Below are 25,300 nucleotides of genomic sequence, written 5' to 3'. Positions count from 1 at the left end.
GCAGTCCGAAAATGGCTGCTCTTCTTTGCTTAAGGAAAAAATTAAATCAGGTTCAGTTTCTTCACTACCGTACCACGGTCTGTTTGTATGCGCAGCAGGTACATGCCGGGTTTAGCCTTCGTAATATCTACCTCCAGTTTCTCCGGACGTGGACTGGCAACAGGAACAGTATGAATAACTCTGCCAACGGAGGTATATATTTCAACTGACTGTATATCAAAATCGGCATGGGCAAATCTAATTGTGAAGTGGCCGGTGGTAGGGTTTGGGAAAACTTCTATGGCCTCTTCTGCTCTGAGTTCTTCCACCACAAAGTCAGTAGCACTTAGAGCAAAACCGCCGATACCAGCTATTTTTATTTTCCCTGTTGTAGCACCACGTGGGATGCGGATTGTAACCTTTTCAGTTGTAGCATTTAGCACCTGAGCCTTATCCCCATTAATGTAAATTGTGTCCTGCATTCCTAAAGCCAGAAAGTTCTCACCAATTAATGATACTTCTGTGCCTATCGGGCCTCTTTCCGGAGTAAAAGAGACTAACACAGGTGCAGGTATAACCTCGAAAAGTCTGGAGCTGCTGATCTTGCCTCCCGGTGTTTCCACTGAAACAGTTGCTGTTGTGGCTCCTGCAGGTACAAGTACCTTGAGATGGCTTGCTGATGCCTCCAACACCTGCGCCTGCACTGTTCCAAAGTGCACTATGTTTCGGGCTGCATCTGCTGCATAGTTCTCACCACTGATAACTACGGTTGCACCTACTTTATCAAGATAGTTGCTTAGGCTGGTTATTACTGGCTGGTGCCACACCACAAACTGTTCTGTACTGCTCGTCTGTCCACCTTTGGTAATAATCTCAAAGCTACCTGTTAGCGCCAGCTGTGGCACTCTCACCACAGCTGATGTGCCTTTTGCACTAATGATTTCACAGATTTCGGAGCCTAGCTTTATGCGCTGCAACCAATCCGCTGTCAGGTTCATGCCTTCTAAAGTTACTGTTGCACTTGGAACGCCTTCACCAGGGGTAAAACTGCTAATTACAGGTGGCTGGTATACTTCAAAATCTTTTGTGGTTTGAATGCCTCCGTCAGGAGTGATCACCTTCACAGCTCCGGAGCTAGAGCTTTCTGGAACGAGCACCCTCAACTGAGTTGCAGAGGCGTAGCGTACAGTAGCTAACATACCATTGAAGTATACCTTGTTCTGCTCTGGTGTGGGACCGAAATTCTTTCCGGTAAGAGTAACTTCTGCACCGAATCTTCCTGCTTCAGGTGAGAAATCAGTGATGGCGGGGGAGGCAATGATCTGCTCTGCCTCCAGCCGCACCTCCTCGTTTACCACTGGCGGCATATCATAGATGTGGTTTACAGTTGTGTTAGTTCGCACAGGTGAGTTAAAATCGAAGAAGATGTCTGCGAAGTTCTCCACGGCAGTTTTCTCCGGAAGGCCTGCCTTTGGTTTTATGGTGAACTGGATAAAGCCATGGCTTCCAGGCTCATCACTAGTGCTGTCAGGCAGCATGATGTTATCAAAGGTCCAGGTTATCACAGGCTTTCCCATTCCGCTCACATTATAACGGTAGGAGTGGGAGGCAGCACCCAACTGCAGAGTACTCAGATCCAGGTGTTCAGAAAGTGTATCCACAACCACCACCCGGTAGGCGACATCGGTACCAGTATTCTGGAAGCGGATCTTGTATTTCAGTTCAATTCCTGTTGGGGTATAGTTTTCTTCAGTTAAGCCAATTGGAGAGACCAGTTTATCGTTGGGATCATAGGAGTCAATGATTGGCAAGCACTCTTCAGCTACTTCAGGTTCCTCGTCGTCACTAGACAAAACATTCACAAAGCCTCTGCTCGCTGCTACTGCACTGGAGTTAGAAGTATGGCAGTCTTCAACTGTCTTGCTAACTACTTTATTATCACCATTACCCTCAGGCTGATCTGCCTCCAGTCTTGCTGTTTTGCCTCCTGTAGGTATCCAAAGTACCAGGCTGTCGCCTGTTATTAGTTTAAACGTTTCAATAGTAGCTAGTTGTCCATCCAGGTATAACCGGAAGGGCTTTCTTGTCTCCATACTGTTTTTACCAACGTTTTTAAGCACGAAGCGAACATAGCCTGTTCCTGAATTACAATTTCCTGTAACTGTTATAGTGGCTGTGGGAGGAGGTTGTACGTTTAAAGGGGTTATCCAAGCTTTGGTACAAACGGTAAGGCCACGTATGCTCTCATCTCCGCAAACTACTATGTCTTTTATAGTGATAGTTCCAGTTTTACCGGCAATCAAATCACCTACTTTAAAAATATAAGTTCCATCAGGCTGGCGGACAAAAGGTTTATCAGCAGAAAGTAGCTCTACTTGTCCAGGTAGTTGTAAGTGCACTTTCGCATCAACTGCAGTTGCATAACCTTCGTTGGCGTATTTTATAATTGTATTGTTTTCGAAGCAACGTCTGCGTCGATTAGAAGAGAGGCTTATGGTAAGGTAAGGAGACAAAGTTATTTTGTTACCAAAATTATTATTGAACGAGGTATTTTCTTGGTGTTCAAAACTTACCTGCAGTTCAGGTTCGCATTGGTCTACATTCTTGCCACTTATGGCTTTAGGTAAAACCTGAGATAAAGTATAAGTGCCACTATCTACTTCAATTGAGTAATTGCCGTTTCTGTCAGATATTCCGTAGTAGGGGCCAGGCGTTGCTTCTACTATGATTCCTGTTAAGGTGCTTTCAATGCTTTCCTTATTGCAATTCTCGTTTAAGTCTTGGTAAATTGAGCCGGTAATATATTTAACAGGTGATGAGTATTCTTGCGTTAGGCCATTGGTAAAGCAGCTTAATGTATTCAAAGCACTGGTAACATATACTTTTGTGCCAGATGAGTTAACCGATATTTTACTTCCTAATATATGTAGTAGAAAAGAATGATAACTGCTTACCGCTAATAATTCTCCAGTTTCAGAATTAAATTTCTTAATGTAGGACCAGTTTGCAACATACATGTTGTTGTCACTGTCAAAGTCAATATCATTTGCATTAAGGCCGTAAGGGTGCTCCTGCGGTATGAAGTCTCCGATGTAGTTACCGTTTAGGTCGTACTTTTTGATGTCCCTCTTGTGGCTAACATGTATCTGACCTTTATTATCAATCTTAATACCAGTTGGCCCATATAAAGCAGCCTTTGTTAATTCAATAGGATTACCAGTTTCATTGTTAATAAGTGTCAGTCTCTTTATCAGCTTGCCCGATGGATCATATTTGTATATAAATGTTTTCTCTACTAGATAGATATAGCCTTCATGATCTAGAAGAATATAGTGAGGTTTTGCAGGAAGTTCTGGAGTAGGTTCGGGAATAGGTTCTGGAGTAGGTTCAACAGAAGTTGTAATTGATGTTGGGGCGAAACGTGTAACAAACTCGCCCCGTGAGTTAAACTTTTGCACCGACCCTTTTATATTAGGTTCAAATACATACAGATTTCCTTGTTTATCCAGCTCCATGTCAAAGATGATGAAGTTAAACTTGCCGTCAGCGTCTGCCTTGCCTCCAAACGATAGCAGGTGGTTCCCATATTTATCAAACTTTGATATCTTTTTATTCGAGTTATCAGCAACGAAATAATTACCTACAGGATCAGACTCAACTGTAAAAGGGGAACTTAGGAGGTTGTTTTCAGTGATTATACTACCAAAAGATAGAATATAATCACCCGCTGCATTAAATTTTTGAATACGGCTTCTGTTAGAATTATCAGAAACATATATAAAACCTGAAGCATCTACAGCAATGGAAAAACTAGGGGTTGTAAACTGTCCGTTTCCGGTTCCTTTTGAACCGAAACTTTTGATTAATTTCCCGGCAGAAGAATAAACTAAGATTTTATGGTGAGCAATATCTGCAACATATACGTTCCCGTAGCTATCTACTGAAACATCAGATGGATAAAATTGCATGGCAGGATCAACAGAGGCCCCAATTTCTCTTATAAAAGCACCTTGTTGATCAAAAACTTGGATTCTGTGATTTTCTGTGTCAGCAACATAAAGATTTCCATCATTATCAACAGCAAGTTGAGTAGGTGTGTTTAACTGCCCTGGTTCTAATCCGAAACTGCCGAAAGAAAGTATGATAATGCCCTGCTGGTCATACTTCAGTATCCGATGGTTTTTGGTATCAGCTACAAAGATGTTTCCTACCTGGTCGACTACAATGCCTTTAGGGGCATCTCGTATTCCACTCGCACTCTTTTCTCCGAAGGTAAATAAAACTTCATCATCCGGGCTTATTTTATGAATGATGCCATCAAAGCTTATTACATAAATATTACCATTCGAGTCACGGGTTAAGGTATTGTGGGAATACCAGTCATTATATATCCCTTTTAAATGAAACTCACCTTTGAAGTTTCCTGCCGGATCAAAAGCACGGGTTGAATAACTATCAGCTACATAAAGAAGTCCGTCATTTCCTACAATAACATCCTGAGCATTATTCAGCACATTACCTTTTACATAATCTATTGTATAGGAGGTGCTTTGGGCAAGTGAGGGCGTAATAAAAGAGAAAGAAAGGATTAGAATAAGTAAAGCTGTTCTCATAAGCAGGAATGTGGATATAACAGAGGGATAAAATAGTAAATGCACAACAACCTATAAATATATAAATTAAACTATAATTGGGTGGTATCAATTAAGTTAGTTGTACATGTTGCCCCTCTTTTTTATCATGTTGCAACATCAACTGCTATCTTTGTGTATAGAGCAACGGCTTTAGCCACAGCTAAACACAAAATAAAAACAAACATGGATTATACTTATGAAGGCAAAGTAATGTGGTCGCACCTGGATGCGAACATGCACATGCGACACTCTGCTTATGCCGATTTTGCAGCGCAGGCGCGTATTGAGGTACTGGATAAACTGGGCCTCGACCTGAAGGTGTTCCACAAACTACATATTGGGCCCATCTTGTTCAGAGAAGAAACAACTTACCTGAGGGAAGTTGGGGTAAATGAGAAACTCACGGTTACGACAACCCTGTTGAAGAGCCGCCCTGACGGATCGAGGTGGTCTATACAGCATGAGATCATCAAAGAGAATGGTGTAAAAGCAGCCGTTATCAATGTGGACGGCGCCTGGATGGATACTCAAAAAAGAAAACTGACTGCCTTACCTGAAGAACTGGCAGAGCAGTTTAACCATATTCCTAAAAGTGCTGATTTTGAAGAACTGGTTTCATAGCGGCTACTAAACAAAAAAGCAGTGGTCTCTAGGGGTAAACCAACAGATCACAGCTTTTTTTCATTTGCAGGAAATTTTTCATTTCCCTTTTAGCGGAAGAACTTCCTGAACAGCTTTGAGAACAGTAGACCATGCTGGAGAATGTGGAGCAACCAGGTCAAAATGTCCGGCTTCCGGAATTAGAAATAAAGCATTGTCATCACCTTTTGCTTTTGCAGCTTCTGTAAAAAGCTGGCTTTGCGCAACCGGAACAATCGGATCTAATTCCCCTTGCACCATTCGTTGTGGTACTCTTAGTGGCAGAAGTTCTGCCGGAGAGGCATCCGCATAAAGTGCTGAGGCTTCTGCTGGCAGCGCACCCATGAGTTTCTGTACTGCTGAATTGCAGCTTCCTTCCTGTTCGCTGTATGAAGCCAGATTAGGTATACCCGCAAGCGATACTATGCCCTTTATCTTAAGAGGCTTTTTGGTAAACAGGTCGCTTTTGCGTGACAGGTTTCTTCTGGCACCTAACCAGAGCGCCAGATGACCTCCTGCGGAGTGACCCAGTACTGCCACCTCTTTAGCGTTCAAAGGGTGCTTCTTTGCCAACTCTTTCACATAATCTGTGGCCTTCGCGACATCCTGAAAAGTACCCGGAAAACCACCTCCTTCATCGCCTACACGCCTGAACTCGATATTCCAGGTGGCATAGCCAGCTTTGGTGAGGGCTTCGCTCACATGAGACATATACTGCAGATTATAGGCCGACAGCCAGCATCCACCGTGTACCACCACAACCACCGGAAAAGGACCTTTGCCCTCCGGTAAACGCAGCTCTCCAAATTGTAGCGAATCACTGCCATACTTTATAACATGGTCTGCAGCAGGCAAGGGCATGGCTGCAATTTCTTTCCATGTGACAAGAGTTGGTTTTTGATCAATTTGGGCCTGCAGCTTACTGCAGATCAGTAGGCAAAGCAATAAGGTGATTGAAAGGGCTTTCATGGAAAATATACTTGAATCGTTTTAAGCTAAAGGTAATGGTGCTGAAGTGCTAATTTTTTCTGCTTTACTTAGAAGTATGTCAAAAAAAAGTAAAAATGGCAGCATTTAACAGAGACCTTTCTTTTAGTACAGGTCTCTGTTAAATGCTGTTAAAGATAGTAAGATAGTTTTATTAACACTTCGGAAACTACTGAATATCTATTAAATTAACTGGTTAAGTGTAAGTAAATGAACAAGATATGAGCTATGTACGTAAGTTAAAGTGCATCAAATCCTATTTGTATGAAAACAAATATTTACAAAAGCTTCTGTGCCTTGATTGTAATATTTTTATTTCCACTGCTTTTTAGCTGTTCGACTTTTGGTGGAGGAGGAAGCTTTTCTAATGACCCGGAAGTAGCAGAGCAACAGCGGCGTGTGGATCTACTCGAGAAAGAGTACACGGAGGCAAAGCGTTTCGCTGAAGAAGCAAATCAACGGGAAAAAGCCGCTAAGGACAGGCTAAAGGCAGCTGAACATGAACTAAAAGCCCTGGAGGAGCAGGCTAAAAGGAGAAGCGAATATTAAATTCTTTTATTCATGAAGAATTCCTTTTCACGAAACCCGTTCAGAGGTTAAAGCTAATAATTGGCTGCCTTAATTCTTTATTCCTCAAATAAGGGAACGGGAGTATCGCTAAATGCTTAAACAGAAATCATTTGAATTGACTTAGGTGATTTCTGAAAGCTGATACTTGTCATTTTTTGCGCTGCTTTGTATTTGTAGTTTTGATCTCTTTTCAATGAATCAAAACAACCTGCATAAGATCGAGTGCTATGAAATACAACAAAATTAACGCCGTACAGGATGAGTTAGATTGTGAATTGGAGGCTACTTCGGCTAAAAGATTATTTTCAGACGTGTACAAGTACATGCTCTACAATGATATGAAGAGCTTCTTACTCCTATTAGAGTATAGAAAATCTATTGATACAGCTGATAAGAACAGGGAAGAGTATTTGTTCTTCAGATACATGCTGCACCAGATGAAAGAAGGTCATCCACAACAATTAAATAAGCTTACAGACTGCAGATATTTTAATGTTGCTCAGCATTTTAAACAACCTGGTAGGAGTAGATCGGCTTACAAAGGGTGATAATCAAGTTTGCACCGACTGTTTATCTTCACCCTTTACTAACTCAACAGGAAACGTTTTCTGATAATCATAAAGCTTTAGTTCCTGTATGTCGGCTGGTAAACCAAATCCATTCTCTAACAAGGCTTTGGTAACCTCTTGCATTACTTTGCCTTTCAGCAATACAATACCTTTTTTATAATCATTCGTTTCTGCCCAGAAGAAAACCTTGATGTTTACTGTGCTTACTCCAAGTTCATCTACAGTGGCATAGGGAGGGTCTTTCTGCAAGACACCTTTTACATCTTTTGTAGTTCGCTCTATTAAATTAAGTGCATCCTGGATGTTGTCGTTGTAATCTATCCCAATAACGAAGTCGGTTCTGATAAGCCCGTTTGCTGTTAAGTTTATAACATTGGACGTAAGAATGGTGCCGTTTGGTATGTAGACATCGCGGCTATCAAAGGTTCTGATGTGTGTGGTTCGAATGTTGAGTGCCTTTACTTTACCAACAACTTCATCCACCTCAATGGAATCACCAAGTTCAAAAGGTCTGTTAAAAGCAAGGATAAGGCCAGCCAGAAAGTTTTCTGCAATATCTTTGAAAGCGAAGCCAATAACTAAAGCTGATACTCCTGCCCCCGCTAATATTCCTCCTGCAACAGCACTTAAACCGAGCGTATGAAGAACTAGCAGAAACCCGATGATTAAAACTGCCCATTTTATTAGTAGTGCTATATAGTCAGCTGTTATTTTGTCTTTCGCTTTTCCGGTGAGCCTGTTCTGCATCAGACTCTGAGCTTTGGATGATAACCATAAAAAGATGAAGAATAAAAGAATTGCAAAAAAAATGTTAGGTAACAGGAAAATGAATTTTTCCCAATACTCATTTACAACCCGAATAAGATCTGATGTAGCATTGCTAAACTCAAAGCTATTAGAATTCTGCATAGATTTAAAAATTATCAATAAACAACTACAGGAACTGCAGGAATGTTTAAAATAGAATCAGTACGAGACAAATTGTATTGAGGCTGTAAGCAGTACTTTTACCAGTCGTCGGTAGTGGCTTCTTGAGGAGTATCTAAAAGAAAAAAAGTAATAAGCTTTGTGTTTGAGCAATTGCGCTATAAAGATCAATTTCGATTCCTCAGCCCCATAAGTTATTTATGAAGAATCTTTAAATCCTGAAAGGCTTTCGAAAATATCTGCTTATTTAATTGTGTTCAAAGGATAGCTTAGATCAAAGCCGAAGGTTTAGAGAAATCGTTGAACTGTGTCATTTTAACCACGTTAAAAATACTAGGGTTAAACATTTCTAAATATTGGAAGCTATGGAAAGATATAACAGAGATAGCAATTACTATAGTGGAGGTAGATTTGATCTCCAGAACAGGCAAAGGTCTGATAGTAACTTCAGAAGGAGTCGTAACACGCGGGATGGTTATTACAATAGAACATATTATGAAAACGTAGATAACCAGTTTGTGCCTAATTACCGGAGTTATCCTCAGAGTGAAGAAAGTAATTACTACGGCAGATATAATAGGTCGGAAAGCCGATATAGATCTGAGGATGAACCTGACAGAAGGCAGACGCCGGCTTACAGTGATATAAGACGGGGATACGGCATATCAGATTTCGAAGGTACCTCCGACAGGTACAACACCCTGAGCAATGATGAACAAGGTAATTATTGGCAGGGTGAACAACCATACTATTCCCACAACAGAGACAGAATAAGGACCACTGGGTTTGGTGGTAGTATGGGAGAGTCTTTCCCGCATTCTCACCGAGGTGTGCCTGACTACGGTAACGGTAACTTTGCACAAGGCCCTGGCACTGGTATGGGAAGTTCATATGGTGGCAAGAATTACGGTGAAGGCACCGGTTACATGAGCGGGCACCGCGGAGGCAATTTCGGTAACAACACGTACGGCAGTTCCTCTGGTAACTACGGAGGGTATGGCTCTATGGGAGGAGGCACATACGGAGGAGGTAGGGGCAGCACCAGGGGAGACACCTCACATAATTCAAACCGAAGCATCAGTGAACTTGGTGGGCACTGAAGTAGTACTAAGCTGATAAGTAGACCAGGAATTGAAAGAAGCAGAATGGGCTCCTCGCCAAAGGAGCCCATCTGTTTTATTGAAAAGTAACTGATTATCTCTTAGGAAACTTTTCAACTATTAGCCAATAAATTAACACCCTGTCATAGGTCTAAGTTCAAACATTGACCTATTTGTTCTTGTATATGGCCTGGTTATGACTGGTACAAAAAAGCTGATTAAAAGGGACAAGCTACTTTAAGCAGGTTCAGTTTGTTCGGAAAGTAAGGTAATGCTTTAACTTTGCAAGTTGTTGTTAGTCAGACAGAAATGATTTTGCGTAAATCTTATTGTAATCAAGTCTTATTGGAATCAAGTCTTTGATTTTTTGACTAAGCAGGATGGAAGACAAAGTACGTGGGTTGAAGAAGGTTTTGGACAAGGACTATTTCACGATGCGCTTTAGCGTCGGGGAAAACTTTATTTGGAACGAATGGAAAGGGGCAATACCAAGTAAACAACTTAGGGAGGCAATAATTTTCTCCTGTGAGTTTATTCTAGCCAACAATGTTGAACTGATACTTGCTGACTATACAAAAATGTGCTCACCCACTGTAGAGGATCAGGTTTGGATTGCAAATCACTCAGCAGATTTATTACAGCATAGCAGGCTTAGAAAAGTTGCTAATCTTATGGCACAAGATCTTTTCCAACAGTTAGCTATACAAAACATTTATGATAAGGCCTCGGAAGTGCCTTTACCCTGCGAGTCAAGAGATTTTGTTTCAAAGGATGCCGCACTTGAGTGGCTCTTCTCATCCAGCAGCGATTGAAGCAGGGGCAGCATCTTCATCTGCTTTCTTGTTCTGGTAAAGCCTGATGGGGAGTAACAAAGCTTCTGTTAGTAGTACAGCAGCAAGAACAGGTTGGGCATAAGGAACAAATTTAGCAAAGGTAAGTATGACCATGGCCACGAAAGGCAGAGCAATTAAAACTGGGTCTAGCTTTCGGTGTAACACGCTACGAAGTATAGTAAGGGCAAAAGAAGTAAAAGCCAGCAATGCGAAGATGTTGGTTAGTATAAGGCTAAAAAATGCCGCTATCATTGTTAATAAACTGAACCCTAACCCTAACCAGGAGAAGGTGTTTTGGCCAATTTTACTCAATTCTGATGGACTGACATGAAAAGCTTGCTGTGGCTGCACCAGGAATCTGAACTTGTCCCGTTCAATGCCCAGTAAAAGTAGGTTCAGCAGCAAGAAAACAGTATTAACGTAGGGAGTACCAACCCATTTTTGAGATACAGTTACTGCAAGTATGGCAACGTTCATCGGAATGAGCATTATAGCTCCCAATAAACTGAATCTTTGGGAGAGTAACAGAGCACCGCACACAACCTGACTAACTGCCACCACCTGTGCAAAAAGCCCTAAACCATGTTTAGCTAAAAGCTCTTCCAACCAGGGGGGGCCTATTAACTGCCCAAAGTTACCGTGCGTTAGCTTACAAACTCCGGCTGAAAAAAATATGTACCCCAAAAAGAGACGTACTATTAGTATAAGGAAATATTTATTCTCAATCATAGCTTATGTTGTTGTGGTATAGTGTTTTAACGCACAATGCTTTGGCAAAAGAAATATATTATAAGCTTTATGAAAATTTTTTAGATCAACAGCCCTTATTTTACTGCAAACATGAGGTGTAGGAGGGGTCGTGGGGGAAAGGAGAGTTATAATGTTGAAATTTCTGAATAAAGGCATAATGAGAGGCCGGCAAAAAATAACTACATTACTGGGAAGGGATTTAGCTAAAATTGCCTGACCTATATAGACCTTGGAGAGATCAAAGAAGTAGAACTGGTAAGTTCTAGAACTACTAAATGAAGAGGGCTCCCAAAGGGAGCCCTCTTATGATATGAAAAGATAGTGAATACAACAGTAAGACTACTTTTCAACTTTTAGCCATGCTTGTTTACGGTTGTAGATGAAGCAGGGTTGCGATAGCTGAAAAATAAATGCAATTAAATTTCATAGCTCCTTAAGGTAGAGATAACTGAACCCCCTCTTAATTAGTGCTGTACAGCTGAAAGTTTAGCTAACTGAATGATTTAATCTGCCGAAGTTTTAAGATAAACAGTCCAAGTTTATAACACAGTTGCCAGTTAGTTGAGAAAGCTTTCGTTTTTATCGAATCCATTAAAACAAAAATCCCCGCAGCCAGTGCGGGGATTTTCAAGTGACGTTATGTTAAAAACTAAGCGCGTTTAACATTAACCGCGTTTAATCCTCTTTTGCCTTCCTGAAGGTCAAAAGTAACTTCATCATTTTCTCTGATCTCGTGTACAAGTCCAGTTACGTGAACGAAATACTCCTGACCTGAATCTGCTTCTTTGATAAATCCGAATCCTTTCGAATCATTAAAGAATTTTACTGTTCCTTTGTTCATTTAAATAATGTTGATATGTTCTTTGACGTTTGTCAATGCAAAGATACCGATTTATTTTCTTTTCGTTCTTATTTTTTTTCAATTAAACCTAATTTAGTTTAAAAGTACAGTTAATTAGTATAAGAGTCTAAATTAGTACTAAGAAACTTCCTCTTCTTTTTAATCACAGGCAATCAAATGCTGTTTGATGCCATTTACAGCACGTTCATCAAATAACTTGAACAATAATGCTAATTAATTGTAATATACGTAAATATGCTTATATAAAAGTTAGATCAGAGGGAATTAGGAGGCTTTAATGAAAAACTATGAAAGGTATATCAATGTTAGAGTTGATTCACCACATAAAATAATTCATACAGAATGGACCAGGTCTGTAAGCGGGAGTGAGTTTCGGAGGGGACTTTTAGAAATTCAAAAGTTAATCCTAAAAGAAAACCTGGAAAACTGGCTGATTTGTGCCTCTGTTTTTATTCCACCTGTGGCTTTAGACCAGAAATGGACTATAGAGCATCTTTTCCCCCATTTCCTTAATTCAAGCTTAAGAAAAATTGCAGTTGTACTACCCGGAGATCATTTTTTGCATATGCTGGCTAACAGTATGATAGAGAAAACTTACAGATTGTACGGCCACCGAATACAGTTGGAGTGCTTCAGCAGGGTAGAACATGCTCGTCACTGGCTCTTAACTTTAGATGAAACACAAGGTGCTCTTTCTGCCTGATACATTATATAGGTTTAAAAAAGTAATGCCAGGCTTTAGCCTGGCATTACTTTTTTCTGTTGATGGATTGTATTGCTAACTTAAGCGCGCTTAACATTAACCGCGTTTAATCCCTTTCTTCCTTCCTGCAGTTCAAACGTTACTTTGTCGTTTTCTCTGATCTCATCAACCAGTCCTGTAACATGTACGAAATACTCCTGGTTTGAATTTTCATCTTTAATAAAGCCGAATCCTTTTTCGCTATTAAAGAATTTTACTGTTCCGTTATTCATAATAATTATTTGTTAATATTCTGTTGACGTTCAATTTTATTAAAATGTTCCTTAAAACTTACTAATCTTAAAAATATATATTAAAAACTTCATTTTGAGCCCCCTGAAGCATTAGGAACTGGAAAGGGAGGGGCAGTAATGAGTATTATAATCTGCTACAAAACTTATTGTGCAGTATTAGAAACAGCCGGAAGTTCATATTTTCAAGTAACCCCTGTACTAAGTTACCATAATTCCAGACCAGCACACAGTATGATGGTAATGGCAGAACCTGTAAGAGAAGAGCGTACAGACTACGTGTGTAGCACAAAGTGTGGGGTACAGTGCCGATTTCTAATCGGCACTGGAGTTGATAGCTCCAGGCTATGAACCAGAGATAACAATCCCTGCCATCAATATATATGATGAAAGAAAAGAAGTAAGTAAGAAATGTTTTCCTTTACTCTTGTTTGCTGATCATCCTGATCAGGCTAGAGAGTAACATGGAAGACTGAATGGCTGGAGCCAGAACTTCTAGTAATTTTTTTCTCATTTTAAAAGGGTGAATATAGATTATCATTTCTTTGAAATGGTTTCAAAGGAAACTATACAAGAATACCTGTCATATAAGCCCAACTTATCAATTCAAAAGGATGCTTCACTTCCAGCTTTTGCCGCATCTGCAACAAAGTATCCTCGACGGTATGCTCACTCCACTTTAGCTTATCTCCAATCTGCTTATAGGTATAACCCTCTGCTAGGAAAGCTATAATCTTGCATTCTTTACTGGTGAACGGTTTTAGATTCCTGTCCATTAGGTATAAGACATACTTTAGGGTGAAACAAATTTTACTTATACTATATTTAATACGAATTTAAAGAGAAGAATAAGGGAGGACAATACCCACTTATGATGATTTTTTGTGTAAAATTCTACCGCATCATACTTCTTTAGCTTCATTTTTCATTTATTCTAACATAAGCTGGAGTTTTGGTTGCCAAACTGTTACACATATGTGTTACCTGTTTGGCGATGTGCAGCATGTGTTAATTTGCCATTTAAATAGAATATATATAATTGAATTATTATATTTAAACCTGCTATATTTAGGACATAGCTAATTGCGCTTATTATTTTCAACCTTAATAAACATGTATGCTTAAAAATTTACAAGCCATCAGGTGCGTACGCCTGCTGCTGCTCGTAGCGCTTTGTATTCCAGCAAAGCTGCTTGGTCAGGCAAACCCTGATCTGGATGCAGCCTGGAAAAGCTTCTATACGAACAATCGGCAGGAAGCACGAACCCTTTTTCAGAAAGCAAGCAAAGAATCATCATCAAAAGCTGAAGCCCAATTTGGCCTTTCCCTTCTGGCTACTGTAGATAAGACCCATGAAGAAGCCTTCGCTGCCTATGTTCAGTTTGCTGAAGCACACCCAAATCATCAACCCTATACGGTAGCACTTTGGAGCACTCCCTCCATAATGGGTGGTTCCGGCAAAAAAAGCTCCGCACAACTTAAATTTTTAAAAGGGCTTATTGCTGAGCAGAAAACAGATGGTACCCTTCGTGCTTTGGCTCACAGTTCACTTGGTGATCATTATGATTTATCCAACCAGTTAAAGGAAGCCGAGAAAGAATTTAGCCAGATAGGTGCGCTTGTTGACTGGCAGATAGTAGGGGAGTTTGAAAACATCTCCGCCAGTGGTTTCAACAAAGACTATTCACCAATTCATCAGGCTGACAGCAAAACTGCTTTCCGGAATAAAAGTGGTGCTGCTGTATATTGGTTTGATCTTCCAGCTTACCGTACAAATCGCTGGATTGATTTCAACTATCATTTTTTTACCCATAATTCTGTAATTTACGCCCAGACTTTTGTCAACAGCCCATCTGAACAAGAGGTACAACTGCGTGTAGGTGTATCCGGGTCCTTAAAAGCATGGATAAATGATGCTCTTGTAATGTCAGAGCAGGAAGAGCGAAATAACGATCTCGACACTTACCTGGCAAAAGTAAAGTTAAAGAAAGGGTATAACCGCGTACTGATACAAATTGCCGAAAGCTATGCAGGACGTTCCAACTTTATGGCTCGCCTTACTGACGGTACCGGTAAACCTTTAAGTGGTCTTTCCTTCTCCAAGTCAGCACAATCTTACAGCAAGGAAATGAGCTACCAAGCTGTAGCACTTCCAATGTTCGCTGAAGAGTATTTTGAGCAGCTTGTTAAAAAGGAGCCGACAAAGGTACTGAACCACTTGCTCCTGGGGCAAATTTACCTTCGTAATGAGAAGAAGTATGAAGCCCGGAAGGCTTTCCTGGCAGCCCAGAAGCTGGCACCGGAGTCAAGCTACATCATGACCCAACTAATCGACCTTTACCAGCGCGAAAATAACAGAACACAATTGGCTACAGCCCTGGAGTGGCTAAAGGACAATGATCCGGAGAATCCTCTCTCGCTAAACCTGCTTTTTAATGAGGAAGTAAAGAAAGAGAATTCTCAAACGGCAACGGCCATTCTAAAGCAGATTGAGAGCATGAATGCCGACAAAGAAGATATTTACCTCAAGCGTCTGCAGCTGGCTTACCTGGACAAGAAGGAGAAAGAGATAATTTCCATTGCAGAGCAGGCTTATGCGGCCTACCCTGAAAACGCTGATTTCGTAAAACTGAAGTACCTGGTAGAGAAATCAGTAAAGAAGAATACGTCCTCTTCTGTAAACGTTCTCAAGAGCTTCCTGAAGAACAACAATCACTTTACCAGTGCTGAATTACTGGCCGAGGATTACTTTGAAAAGGGAAAAGTAAGTGATGGTTTAAAAATCTACCTGTCAGCTATTCAAAATGAGCCCGTATCTGTTGGATACCAGTACAAGGTAGGTAACATTTATGCAAGCCTCCAGGATTATAAAAAGGCCGAGGAGGCCTATCATAAAGCGCTGCGTCTTTCGCCTTATGATGGCGACTACTATGCCCAGCTTGCTAAAACACAGCAGGCCATGGGCAAGAAAGAGGAGGCTGTTTCTTCCTATAAAAAAGCCATCTCCTTTAACTCCACGGACTTTGGCAGCATCAAAGAACTACGCAAACTAGAAGATAAAAAGGATGTTTTCGATTACTTTCCGGCACAGGATGTATACGCGCTTTATAAAGCAGCACCTGGTTCCGATGCATATCCAGAGGATAAAGCTCTGATCCTGCACGATGAAGTGCAGCGTGTAGTATACGAAGGGGGAGCCTCTGAAGAGAAGCGGATATACCTGATGAAGATCCTGAATGCCAGGGGCATTGATGACTGGAAGGAGTATAACATCCCCTACAGCAATGATCAGCGGCTGGTAATTGAAAAGGCGGAGGTTATCAAAGCTAACGGAACAAAAGTGCCTGCTGAGACCAACCAGAACCAGGTGGTTTTCACTAACCTGGAAGTAGGGGATGGCCTTCATGTGACATACCGCCTGCAGAACTTTCATCAGGGCAGGCTAGCCTCTCATTTCTGGGATAAATATTACTTTACCCATGGTATGCCTTACCTTACAACGCGATACAGCCTTCTGGTCTCGCCAAAGGTAAAGTTTCAGTATAAAGTAAACCAGCAACCAATTGAGCCAAAAGTAACAAAACCTGATGCGGATTTCGATCTGTATGTATGGGAGAAAGAAAAAGTATCAGCACTTAAGTATGAGGACAAAATGCCCGTGCTGGCGGACATAGGACAAACACTCTACCTGTCTTCATTACCGGACTGGAACTACGTGGCTAACTGGTATTCTGATCTGGCTTCGGCAAAGGCCAAAGGAGATTATGAAGTAAAAGAGGTGGTTGCAGAGCTTTTTAAAGACAAGGCCGGTTTAAGTCCTGAGGAAAAAGTGAAAGCTATTTACGACTACATTATCACCAACATTACTTACAGTTCTGTATCATTCCGTCAGAGTGGCCTTGTACCACAAAAAGCTTCTGTTGTTTTGAATACCCGAATGGGCGACTGTAAAGATGTTTCTACCCTGTTTGTTGCCATGTGTAATGAAGTAGGAATCAAGGCAAACCTGGTACTTGTGAATACCCGTGATAATGGTTTGAATGATATGGAGCTACCTTCCATAGAGTTTAATCATTGTATTGCCAGAGTAGACCTTGCAGGTAAAACGCATTACCTTGAGCTGACATCTAACTTCCTGCCGTTCGGAAGCCTCTACAGCGATATGTTGAATTCACGCATCCTTGAGATCAGTGAGACAAGCAATCCATCGCTTCAACTGGGATATTTAAACCCACAGGTGCGAAAGGCAAATAACATATCCCGCGACACGAAGATCAAGGTAGAGGGGAAGAGCCTGGTGATAAGTGAAGAGAACACGAATACGGCATCTATTGCTGCTTACCTTAAATCCAGGTACCGACACCTTAGCAGCAAGGAACGTGAGAAGGAGATATTGGATGGCATCAAAACAATTTATCCAAATGTGGCAATGAGCAAGTTAGTGTTTACTGGGCTTGACGGTACGGAAGACACTGTAACCAGCAGCATCGAGTACACCATAGACAATGTAATTACTGAAGTAGGAGGCATGTCACTGTTCGCTCTGCCATGGAGCAGCAAAGCATCAGCAAGTGACTATGTACTGAATACTGATGAGCGCTCTTTCCCGATAGACCTGAGCCAGAACGTGTACACTGACAAGGACAGAGAGGTGATCACTATTGTACTGCCTGCTAACAAAAAGCTGGTAGAGGTGCCAAAAACGGTTACTTATAGCTGTGAATATGCAGACTATACCCTATCATGCAAACTTAACGGGCAGACGCTACAGTTTGTGCGTGAGCTGAAGTATAAGCAGGATGTAATACCTGCTAAGGGTGTAAAAGCGTTCGGGGACTTCTACAAGAAAGTAATTGAAGCCGATTCAAAGCAGATTGCCTTAAAATAGTTTTCTGTTAGCATTTGATTTAAAGAGGGGAAGGAAACTTTCCCTCTTTTTATTTCCATATCAGAATGAGGGTTCCGGCCAGGATTGTACCCATACCTAATAAAAGCCTGGGGGTAAGCGGCTCCTTAAGTATAAAATATGATAGTAGAACTGTTACAACTATACCTGCCCGATCTATGGTTGCAACCATTGAAACGTTGGCGGTTTTCAGAGCCTTAAAATATAATATCCAATATACTGCTGTACACAAGCCTGCCAATACAAGCCACAACATTGTCTTATTGTCTACAGAACGAACGCCGCTAAGTGCACCAGCATACCAGGCATTAGCAACCACCATGGCTAGTAATACGCTTGTTCTAATAACAAGCGCCACATGCTCGTTGGCACTTCCCATTCCCATCTTGGCAAACACCATTGCTACACCTCCTGTAAGCATAGCCATGATTGCATAACTTAGCCACTGTTCCATCGAATCTTCCTGTTCTGATTTAAGGGTGCAATACTACAGCAAGTTTTCAGGATTGTGGTTAAACTGTAAAATTTATTTTAGAGTGGACCAGAGGCTTTTACTAAGAGGGCATTGTCTGAAGTTTTTACGTAGATTAAGTTAAGTATAGAAACCATGCAAAATACAGCCTCTTTCCGCTTTTACGGTGCCCTTAATGACTTCTTAAGATCCAGGGAGAGAGGGAAGGAACTGGAATACACATTTAATAGCGCGCCCGCAGTGAAGGATGCCATCGAGGCAATTGGTATCCCGCATCCGGAGGTGCAGGCGATTCTGGTTAATGAGAAGCCAGTAGGATTTTCGCAGCCCTTGCTGGCAGGAGATAGAGTAGAGGTTTACCCGTACTCCTCAACCATGAACTGGCCAGCAGATTATGCACTAGTCACAACTTGCAGAAAATCAAATAGGTTTGTCTTAGACGTTCACTTGGGTACACTTGCCAAGTCGCTAAGGATGCTTGGCTTTGATTGCTACTATAGAAGGGATCTGTCTGATAAAAGAATAGCTGAGATAGCCCAGGAAGAGCAGCGTATCGTGCTAACGCGGGATGTAGGATTGCTGAAGCAGAAGACCATTGAACGTGGATATTGGTTACGATCACAGCAAACAGAGGAGCAGCTAAATGAAGTAATGCAGCGCTATAACCTGCTCGATGAGCTTGATCCGTTAACGAGATGTTTAGTGTGTAATACGTTTATAAAGCAGGTGGAAAAGCAGGAAATTTTAAATAAAGTACCACCAAAGACAAGGCTGTACTTTGAGGAGTTCTACCAGTGCCCCTCCTGTGAAAAAGTTTACTGGAAAGGTTCCCACTATGAGCGGATGCTGCAGTATATCGCGCATGTAAAGCAGAATTTCACGTCATAAATCTGCTTGTCTTTTAAATTGTACAATTCCGTTATAGAAAACAGCTGTTAAGGTATTAGGAAGCGGTTTAGGCTTAACCTGATGGCAATGCAGGTTTTTTATCTAAGGCAATATTTTGTACTTTTGCATTCGAAACAACTTCTTTTTAACCGTGGCTCCCTTTGCGGAGCTCTTAAAAAATCACTATAAAACAGTAGTATGCATACAGATAACGTAGCTATCCTGGGTACAGGTAATCTCGGAAAATCAATTGCTGAAGGACTCCTTAGCAATGGTCAGTATCAGCCGGAAAATATCTATGTAACCAGGAGAAACACGAAGTCATTACAGAGCCTTAAAGATAAAGGTGTGCAGGTTACCAGCGACAATACATTTGCTGTAAAAAACTGCCGCTATATCTTACTTTGCGTACAACCAGCGCACCTGGACAATGTATTGCAGGAAATTGTTCCTTACCTGAACCCTGAGAAGCACGTGTTGCTAAGCGTGATTGCAGGTATAACAATCGACTATATCAAAGACATAGTAGGTGATTTTGCTATTGTTCGCAGTATGCCAAATACCGCCATTGCCGTGCAACAGTCTATGACCTGCCTGTCATTCAATGATAAAGCTGCCCAGGTAGAAGATGAAGTAAAAGAGATTTTTAACTGTGTGGGTGAGACTCTTGTAATAGAGGAGGAGTTGATGGCTGGAGCTACTGTGCTTTGCTCCAGTGGTATAGCTTTTAACATGCGTTTTATTCGTGCCGTAACACAGGGTGGTATTCAGTTGGGCCTGGATGCTGAGGACGCACAGAAAATTGCTGTACAGGTTAGTAAAGGTGCCTCTACCTTGCTTACTATAAATAAATCGCACCCTGAGCAGGAGATTGACAAAGTAACTACTCCGGAGGGTTGTACGATTACGGGTCTCAACGAGATGGAACACCAGGGCCTGAGCTCTGCCGTTATCAAGGGACTTGTGGGATCTCATAGAAGAATACTAGACCTGAAAGAGCAGCGCGAAAAAGAAGCTGCCCTGTAGTTCTTATTAAGTATGTTGTTCTGTGGCAGTACCGTAGCATTTTCTTCGGTTTATGCTGCTGCAGAACAACATGCTGTTTTTATAAGGTAAGACTTTGCCAAGTTAAAGCCTTGCTTTCTCCTGAACTAATACCCCCTAATTTACTGCATCTCAATACAGCGCGCGCAGAAGATCTGGCGTTGCTGCTAAACTATTGTTTTACAAATCAAACAAAGTATGGATTATCAGCCACAGCTGGTTGTTGTTAAAGTTGGCTCCAATGTGTTAACACAAGAGGATGGCTCACCAGACAGACAACGCATGGCTTCTCTTGTCAAGCAAATTGTTTTTCTGAAAGAAAAAGGCATTCAGGTAGTGCTTGTATCATCAGGGGCAGTGGCCTTTGCAAGAAACAACATCAAGATAGAAGAAAAAACAGAGTCTGTTGTACGGAAGCAAATACTGGCCTCCGTTGGACAAATAGATATTGTGCAATCCTATAAGGAGCTATTCCAGCAGGAAGGGCACCAGATAGCTCAAATCGTGGTAACTCCGCAGGATTTCCTTTCGCGCCGTCACTACCTAAACATAAAAGAATGCCTGTTGGGGCTGCTGAACCACAATATAATTCCCATCATTAATGAGAATGACGCCGTTGCTGTAACAGAACTGATGTTCACCGACAACGATGAACTGGCAAGTATGACTGCTGCCATGATAGATGCAGATACATTGATCCTGCTCACAAACGTGGATGGAATTTACAGTGGAAACCCGAATGATCCGGATGCAAAATTGATTGAACGTGTAGGTAGAAGGTCTTCCGGCATGGAGCGCTACATTGCCTCTTCTAAGTCTACATTTGGTCGTGGTGGTATGGGCAGTAAGATGAAGATGGCGAAGAAAGCAGCTTATCTTGGGATACATGTTTACATAGCCAACGGCAACAGGGATGATGTGCTGGCTGACTTTTACAACCACCAATTAAAGGCCACCTATTTTGAGCCTCACTCTTCCAAAGCAAACCCGAAGAAATGGGTAGCGCACAGTGACAACTATACCAAAGGGGAGGTGATTATCAATGAGGGAGCAAAGGAAGCCTTACATGCAGAAGATGCCGCGAGCCTTCTTCCTGTCGGAGTTGTTGGGATCATCGGTAACTTTTCTAAAGGGGACATTATCCGGATCAAGAATGAAAGCGGAGAAAGGCTGGGAATCGGAAAAGCAGAGTATGGCTCTAAAAAAGCTTTGCAACAGATGGGCCTAAGCAACCAAAAGCCTATCATTCATTACAATTATCTTTATTTATTTAAATATCACACCCTATAGTTATGGCTTTGCAACAGGTTTTTAAAAACGCCAAACTGGCGAGCAGGAAGCTCAATTTGTTATCAGAAGATAAAGTAAAGCAGGTGCTGGAGAGTCTTGCTGCCAGAGCCATACAGGCAACTGATGAAATTTTGGCGGCAAACAAGAATGATCTTGAGCGGATGAGTGCGGATGATCCAAAGTATGATCGCCTAAAGCTGAATAAAGAGAGAATAGAAGGTATTGCCGCTGACATTCATAATGTTGCCAGCTTGCCTTCCCCTTTAGGTAAAATTCTCTCTGAGCGCACCTTGGAGAATGGACTGGAAATGAAGAAAGTTTCTGTACCACTTGGTGTGATCGGTATAATATATGAGGCGCGACCAAACGTAACTTTTGATGTGTTCAGCCTGTGCCTTCGGTCTGGCAATGCCCTGCTTTTGAAAGGAGGTAGTGATGCCAAAGATTCGAATGCCGCCATTGTGAAAATCATACATGAGGTGCTGGAGCAAAATGGGGTAGAGAAGAATATTGTGCAGTTGCTTCCGCCTGATCGGGAGGCAACGCACGCGATGCTTCATGCGGTAGATTATGTAGACATTATTATTCCACGGGGCAGCCAGGGGCTTATCAACTATGTGCGTGAGAATTCTAAAGTGCCGGTTATAGAAACCGGGGCGGGTATTGTGCATACCTATTACGATGAGTTTGCAGCTCTCTCCAAAGGTAAAGACATCATTATCAATGCAAAAACCCGTCGGGTTAGCGTTTGTAATGCACTGGACTGCCTGGTAATTCATGAAGACCGCTTGCCTGATCTGGCTGAAATAGGTCAGGGATTATCTGAAAAAGGAGTAAAAATATATGCCGATGGCCCCGCATATGCAGCCCTTAAAGATTCCTACCCAAAGGACGAATTACACACGGCAACGGAAGAGCATTTTGGTACGGAGTTCCTGTCGCTGAAAATGTCGGTAAAAACTGTTAAAGGATTGCATGAAGCCATTGAGCATATCAACACTTTTACCTCTCAGCATAGTGAGGCTATCATCTCAGAAAACGAAGACCATGTCAATCACTTTCTGAAAGCTGTTGATGCTGCTGCAGTTTATGCCAATACATCTACAGCCTTTACCGATGGAGCACAGTTTGGATTGGGCGCTGAAATTGGAATCAGTACGCAAAAGCTGCACGCCCGTGGACCTATGGCTTTGGATGAACTAACAAGTTACAAGTGGATAGTGAAAGGCAGTGGACAAGTGAGGGGTTAAACCCAAGATACCGTTACAATTTAAGAAGAGCCGTTAAGAAATTAACGGCTCTTCTTATTTCTGCGTCTTCCTTTTAACACCTCTTACAGGTGAAGCTGTCAATGGATCTTCCGGCCAATGGTGTTTTGGATATCGGCCACGCAGGTCCTTTCGTACGTCAAAGTAGCCTGTTGTCCAGAAGCTCCTGAGGTCGCGGGTAACTTGTACGGGTCGTGAGGCAGGAGAGAGAAGATGCAGGAGTAAAGGCGTTTTACCACCTCCTATCAGTGGCGTATCGAGTAAACCAAAGACCTCCTGCAGTCGCACAGCCAGCACCGGTGCCTCAGGATTGGAATAATCAAGAGGAATTTTAGATCCTGTCGGCACTTCATAATACTCAGGTGCAAGTCTCTCCATTTCCTGTTGCTGTGCCCATGAGAGGTTGCTCAGTAAAATCTCCTTTAAATTCAATTTGCTTACCTGTTCCAGGGATCGCATACCGTGCAGGTGAGGGCCAAGCCATTCTTCTATACTTTCATTTAAGTTTTTATCCGACACATCTGGCCAGTTAGCAGGATGGAGTAGGTGTAGGTAAGCTAATCGTTGCCGTGTCCGTTCTGCCTCAACAGACCATTGTAAGCGTTCTATTCCTCTTTCCCTAAGTACCTCTAGCAGTACTTCAAGTATCTTATTGGGATCCGGGGTGGATAGTGCTTTTTCTTCCAGAATAATAGCACCTAATCTTAAAAATCTTTTAGCTATGATACGATCTGTAGCACTATCCCATCTTACTTCCTGAGTTTCTTCTGCCTGATCCAGAAAGTGCTCCAGTACTTCTTCTTTTGTAATAGGTGCAGCTAATAAAACCCGCGGTTGCTTTCCTAGATCCAGGTGAGCAATTCCATAGTATTCTGCTTCGCCAAATAACTCTGTTGGTAACAAAGCCCGGTGTCCGGAAATGAGCCTAACCCGCCCGGAGCTTTCCCGTTGTGCCAGCCGGTCAGGATAAGCAAGTGCCGTGAGAATACCGGCATGATCAGGTGCTATGGTTTTATGCTGCTCACGTATGCGCTGGCGTAAGTGCTGCGCCTGGTCCCGTACCCTTCTCAGAGCATTTTCATCAATAGTATAACCCGGTACAGGAGGGCGTTTTCCGCTGATAATTTCAAGGCGCAGGTGGAGGTCAGGCTGCGCATTCCCCCAGTTTCCCTGAATAGGTTTGATTACATCCTTCTCCGAGAGCAAAGCTGCGAGGGCACATGCTGTTGCACCTAATCCCAATTGGGTGCCCCGTATGACCAGGTGGCCCAGGCGAGGAGGGAGACCTAGAGGAGCAAGGGCCTTTCCATGTGCAGTTGGTTTACCCGTTTTGTTAATTGCCTCCAGGCGAAGCAGGAGCTCCTTAGCAAGATGCATGGCCGCGGCAGGAGGAACATCTAACCATGAAAGGGACGCAACATCTTTAATACCCCAAATCGCCAGTTCCAGGGCCAGACCTGTTAAATCAGCTTCACAAATTTCTGGTGTTTGCCTTTCCGGCAACTGTAGCTGATCAGCTGTAGACCATAACCGGTAACAGGTTCCGGGTGCCAGACGCCCCGCCCGCCCACGGCGTTGGTCGGCTGCTGCCTTTGAAACAGGAATAGTTACCAGCGTAGTAAGCCCGGTGCGCGGTACAAATTCAGGCACACGGGCATACCCGCCGTCTACTACAATTCTTACTCCCTCAATAGTCAAGCTGGTTTCTGCGATGCTTGTAGCCAATACCACTTTTCTTCGTCCTGCAGGCGCAGGTTGAATGGCAGCTACCTGTTTCGAAAGAACCAGATCACCATGTAGTAAATGTAGATCTGTAGCAGGAGAGAGGGTGTTATCAAGCTTTTCAGCAACTCTGCGCATTTCTCCCATGCCAGGCAAAAAGACCAGTACGTCTCCTTCTGAATGCTGATCCAGTGCCTGCCGAATGGTTTTAGGAACAAGGTTCACTAATCGCTCGGAAGGCCAGTTCCCTGCTGCGGCCACTTCGGCATTGGTTAGGTAGTGCGTCTCAACAGAATATAGCCGACCTTCACTACGCACCACTGGAGCCTTTAACCACTTGCCAATGGAAGCAGCATCTAGGGTAGCACTCATGATAAGCAGGCGCAGGTCAGGCCTTAGCACAGCCTGTGTATCCAAAGCAAGAGCCAGGCCTAAATCGGCTTGCAGGCTTCGTTCGTGGAATTCATCAAAAATAACAGCGGCAATTCCTTCCAAGGCAGGATCTTCCTGAAGCAGCCTTGTTAAGATACCCTCGGTCACTACCTCGATTTTAGTTTGTGCTGAAACCACATGTTCCATTCTGATCCAGTAGCCAACTGTCTGGCCCAGGGGTTCGCCCAAAAGATCAGCCATACGCTGTGCGGCAGCCCGGGTAGCTAAACGGCGTGGCTCAAGCACCAGAATTTTACCTTCTTTTCGCCATGCTGCCTGTAGTAAAGCCAAAGGAACTAACGTAGTCTTTCCAGCCCCGGGAGGCGCTTCCAATACGCCCCGCATATTTGATTCAAGGGTGGAGAGCAACTCCGGCAGAACCTCTGTTACCGGAAACTGCGGCAAACCAGGAAAGGTGTTAGTCGCTAAAGTCAT

Annotated in this window: 20 protein-coding genes; 11 read left to right on the top strand and 9 right to left on the bottom strand. The window is 42.5% G+C overall.

The window, feature by feature from the left end:
- Positions 1 to 41: 41 nt before the first annotated feature.
- On the bottom strand, positions 42 to 4,592 hold the full coding sequence (locus tag ACFSRY_RS00655; RefSeq protein WP_377502299.1) for a DUF7619 domain-containing protein: 4,551 nt from the start codon (positions 4,590 to 4,592) through the stop codon (positions 42 to 44).
- 204 nt (positions 4,593 to 4,796) lie between these two features.
- Between ACFSRY_RS00655 and ACFSRY_RS00650 the strand changes: the two genes are divergently transcribed.
- The gene (locus ACFSRY_RS00650) at positions 4,797 to 5,234 is read left to right on the top strand and encodes an acyl-CoA thioesterase (protein WP_377502296.1); all 438 of its coding nucleotides are present in this window, start codon (positions 4,797 to 4,799) and stop codon (positions 5,232 to 5,234) included.
- Positions 5,235 to 5,312: 78 nt separating this feature from the next.
- Here the strand turns inward: ACFSRY_RS00650 and ACFSRY_RS00645 are convergent, their stop codons facing one another.
- The gene (locus ACFSRY_RS00645) at positions 5,313 to 6,221 is read right to left on the bottom strand and encodes an alpha/beta hydrolase family protein (protein ID WP_377502293.1); all 909 of its coding nucleotides are present in this window, start codon (positions 6,219 to 6,221) and stop codon (positions 5,313 to 5,315) included.
- A gap of 282 nt (positions 6,222 to 6,503) precedes the next feature.
- On the opposite strand from ACFSRY_RS00645, the gene ACFSRY_RS00640 reads away from it, so the two are divergent.
- Together ACFSRY_RS00640 and ACFSRY_RS00635 are read left to right on the top strand one after the other, a co-directional pair.
- The gene (locus ACFSRY_RS00640) at positions 6,504 to 6,788 is read left to right on the top strand and encodes a hypothetical protein (protein WP_377502290.1); all 285 of its coding nucleotides are present in this window, start codon (positions 6,504 to 6,506) and stop codon (positions 6,786 to 6,788) included.
- 248 nt (positions 6,789 to 7,036) lie between these two features.
- Positions 7,037 to 7,357: a hypothetical protein gene (locus ACFSRY_RS00635; RefSeq protein WP_377502288.1), complete on the top strand. Its 321-nt coding sequence runs from the start codon at positions 7,037 to 7,039 to the stop codon at positions 7,355 to 7,357.
- Between the two features lie 3 nt (positions 7,358 to 7,360).
- On the opposite strand, the gene ACFSRY_RS00630 is transcribed toward ACFSRY_RS00635, so the two are convergent.
- Positions 7,361 to 8,287, bottom strand: a complete 927-nt coding sequence (locus ACFSRY_RS00630) for a mechanosensitive ion channel family protein (protein WP_377502285.1) — start codon at positions 8,285 to 8,287, stop codon at positions 7,361 to 7,363.
- Between the two features lie 383 nt (positions 8,288 to 8,670).
- On the opposite strand from ACFSRY_RS00630, the gene ACFSRY_RS00625 reads away from it, so the two are divergent.
- Together ACFSRY_RS00625 and ACFSRY_RS00620 are read left to right on the top strand one after the other, a co-directional pair.
- Positions 8,671 to 9,405: a hypothetical protein gene (locus ACFSRY_RS00625; RefSeq protein ID WP_377502282.1), complete on the top strand. Its 735-nt coding sequence runs from the start codon at positions 8,671 to 8,673 to the stop codon at positions 9,403 to 9,405.
- Positions 9,406 to 9,785: 380 nt separating this feature from the next.
- Complete coding sequence (locus tag ACFSRY_RS00620; protein ID WP_377502279.1) at positions 9,786 to 10,217, top strand: hypothetical protein; 432 nt, start codon at positions 9,786 to 9,788, stop codon at positions 10,215 to 10,217.
- On the opposite strand, the gene ACFSRY_RS00615 is transcribed toward ACFSRY_RS00620, so the two are convergent.
- Positions 10,200 to 10,967 carry a DoxX family membrane protein gene (locus tag ACFSRY_RS00615; RefSeq protein ID WP_377502276.1) on the bottom strand — a complete coding sequence of 256 codons (768 nt, stop codon included), beginning with the start codon at positions 10,965 to 10,967 and terminating at the stop codon, positions 10,200 to 10,202. The genes ACFSRY_RS00620 and ACFSRY_RS00615 overlap by 18 nt on opposite strands.
- A gap of 670 nt (positions 10,968 to 11,637) precedes the next feature.
- Positions 11,638 to 11,829, bottom strand: a complete 192-nt coding sequence (locus tag ACFSRY_RS00610; protein WP_377502273.1) for a cold-shock protein — start codon at positions 11,827 to 11,829, stop codon at positions 11,638 to 11,640.
- A 298-nt stretch (positions 11,830 to 12,127) separates the two neighbouring features.
- On the opposite strand from ACFSRY_RS00610, the gene ACFSRY_RS00605 reads away from it, so the two are divergent.
- A complete protein-coding gene (locus ACFSRY_RS00605; RefSeq protein ID WP_377502269.1) occupies positions 12,128 to 12,553 on the top strand; it encodes a hypothetical protein in 426 nt (141 codons plus the stop codon).
- A gap of 80 nt (positions 12,554 to 12,633) precedes the next feature.
- Here ACFSRY_RS00605 and ACFSRY_RS00600 read toward each other — a convergent pair whose 3' ends face one another.
- Together ACFSRY_RS00600 and ACFSRY_RS00595 are read right to left on the bottom strand one after the other, a co-directional pair.
- Positions 12,634 to 12,825 (bottom strand): cold-shock protein, encoded by a 192-nt coding sequence (locus tag ACFSRY_RS00600; protein WP_377502266.1) that lies wholly within the window; start codon positions 12,823 to 12,825, stop codon positions 12,634 to 12,636.
- 584 nt (positions 12,826 to 13,409) lie between these two features.
- Positions 13,410 to 13,619 carry a helix-turn-helix transcriptional regulator gene (locus tag ACFSRY_RS00595; protein ID WP_377502263.1) on the bottom strand — a complete coding sequence of 70 codons (210 nt, stop codon included), beginning with the start codon at positions 13,617 to 13,619 and terminating at the stop codon, positions 13,410 to 13,412.
- A gap of 341 nt (positions 13,620 to 13,960) precedes the next feature.
- Between ACFSRY_RS00595 and ACFSRY_RS00590 the strand changes: the two genes are divergently transcribed.
- On the top strand, positions 13,961 to 17,731 hold the full coding sequence (locus tag ACFSRY_RS00590) for a tetratricopeptide repeat protein (RefSeq protein ID WP_377502259.1): 3,771 nt from the start codon (positions 13,961 to 13,963) through the stop codon (positions 17,729 to 17,731).
- Positions 17,732 to 17,780: 49 nt separating this feature from the next.
- Here the strand turns inward: ACFSRY_RS00590 and ACFSRY_RS00585 are convergent, their stop codons facing one another.
- Positions 17,781 to 18,203 carry an EamA family transporter gene (locus tag ACFSRY_RS00585; RefSeq protein ID WP_377502256.1) on the bottom strand — a complete coding sequence of 141 codons (423 nt, stop codon included), beginning with the start codon at positions 18,201 to 18,203 and terminating at the stop codon, positions 17,781 to 17,783.
- Between the two features lie 153 nt (positions 18,204 to 18,356).
- Between ACFSRY_RS00585 and ACFSRY_RS00580 the strand changes: the two genes are divergently transcribed.
- From ACFSRY_RS00580 to ACFSRY_RS00565, 4 genes are all read left to right on the top strand, one after another.
- The gene (locus ACFSRY_RS00580) at positions 18,357 to 19,109 is read left to right on the top strand and encodes a Mut7-C RNAse domain-containing protein (RefSeq protein WP_377502253.1); all 753 of its coding nucleotides are present in this window, start codon (positions 18,357 to 18,359) and stop codon (positions 19,107 to 19,109) included.
- A 198-nt stretch (positions 19,110 to 19,307) separates the two neighbouring features.
- On the top strand, positions 19,308 to 20,135 hold the full coding sequence (gene proC, locus ACFSRY_RS00575) for a pyrroline-5-carboxylate reductase (protein ID WP_377502250.1): 828 nt from the start codon (positions 19,308 to 19,310) through the stop codon (positions 20,133 to 20,135).
- A 216-nt stretch (positions 20,136 to 20,351) separates the two neighbouring features.
- Positions 20,352 to 21,443, top strand: a complete 1,092-nt coding sequence (gene proB, locus ACFSRY_RS00570) for a glutamate 5-kinase (RefSeq protein ID WP_377502247.1) — start codon at positions 20,352 to 20,354, stop codon at positions 21,441 to 21,443.
- Positions 21,444 to 21,445: 2 nt separating this feature from the next.
- On the top strand, positions 21,446 to 22,693 hold the full coding sequence (locus ACFSRY_RS00565; protein WP_377502244.1) for a glutamate-5-semialdehyde dehydrogenase: 1,248 nt from the start codon (positions 21,446 to 21,448) through the stop codon (positions 22,691 to 22,693).
- A 54-nt stretch (positions 22,694 to 22,747) separates the two neighbouring features.
- On the opposite strand, the gene hrpB is transcribed toward ACFSRY_RS00565, so the two are convergent.
- On the bottom strand, positions 22,748 to 25,300 hold the full coding sequence (gene hrpB, locus ACFSRY_RS00560; RefSeq protein ID WP_377502241.1) for an ATP-dependent helicase HrpB: 2,553 nt from the start codon (positions 25,298 to 25,300) through the stop codon (positions 22,748 to 22,750).

The sequence above is a fragment of the Pontibacter locisalis genome (genome assembly GCF_042684605.1).
Taxonomy (GTDB): domain Bacteria; phylum Bacteroidota; class Bacteroidia; order Cytophagales; family Hymenobacteraceae; genus Pontibacter; species Pontibacter locisalis.
The sequence above is the reverse complement of the archived record's forward strand: the minus strand, read 5'-3'. Positions and strand labels throughout refer to the sequence as shown.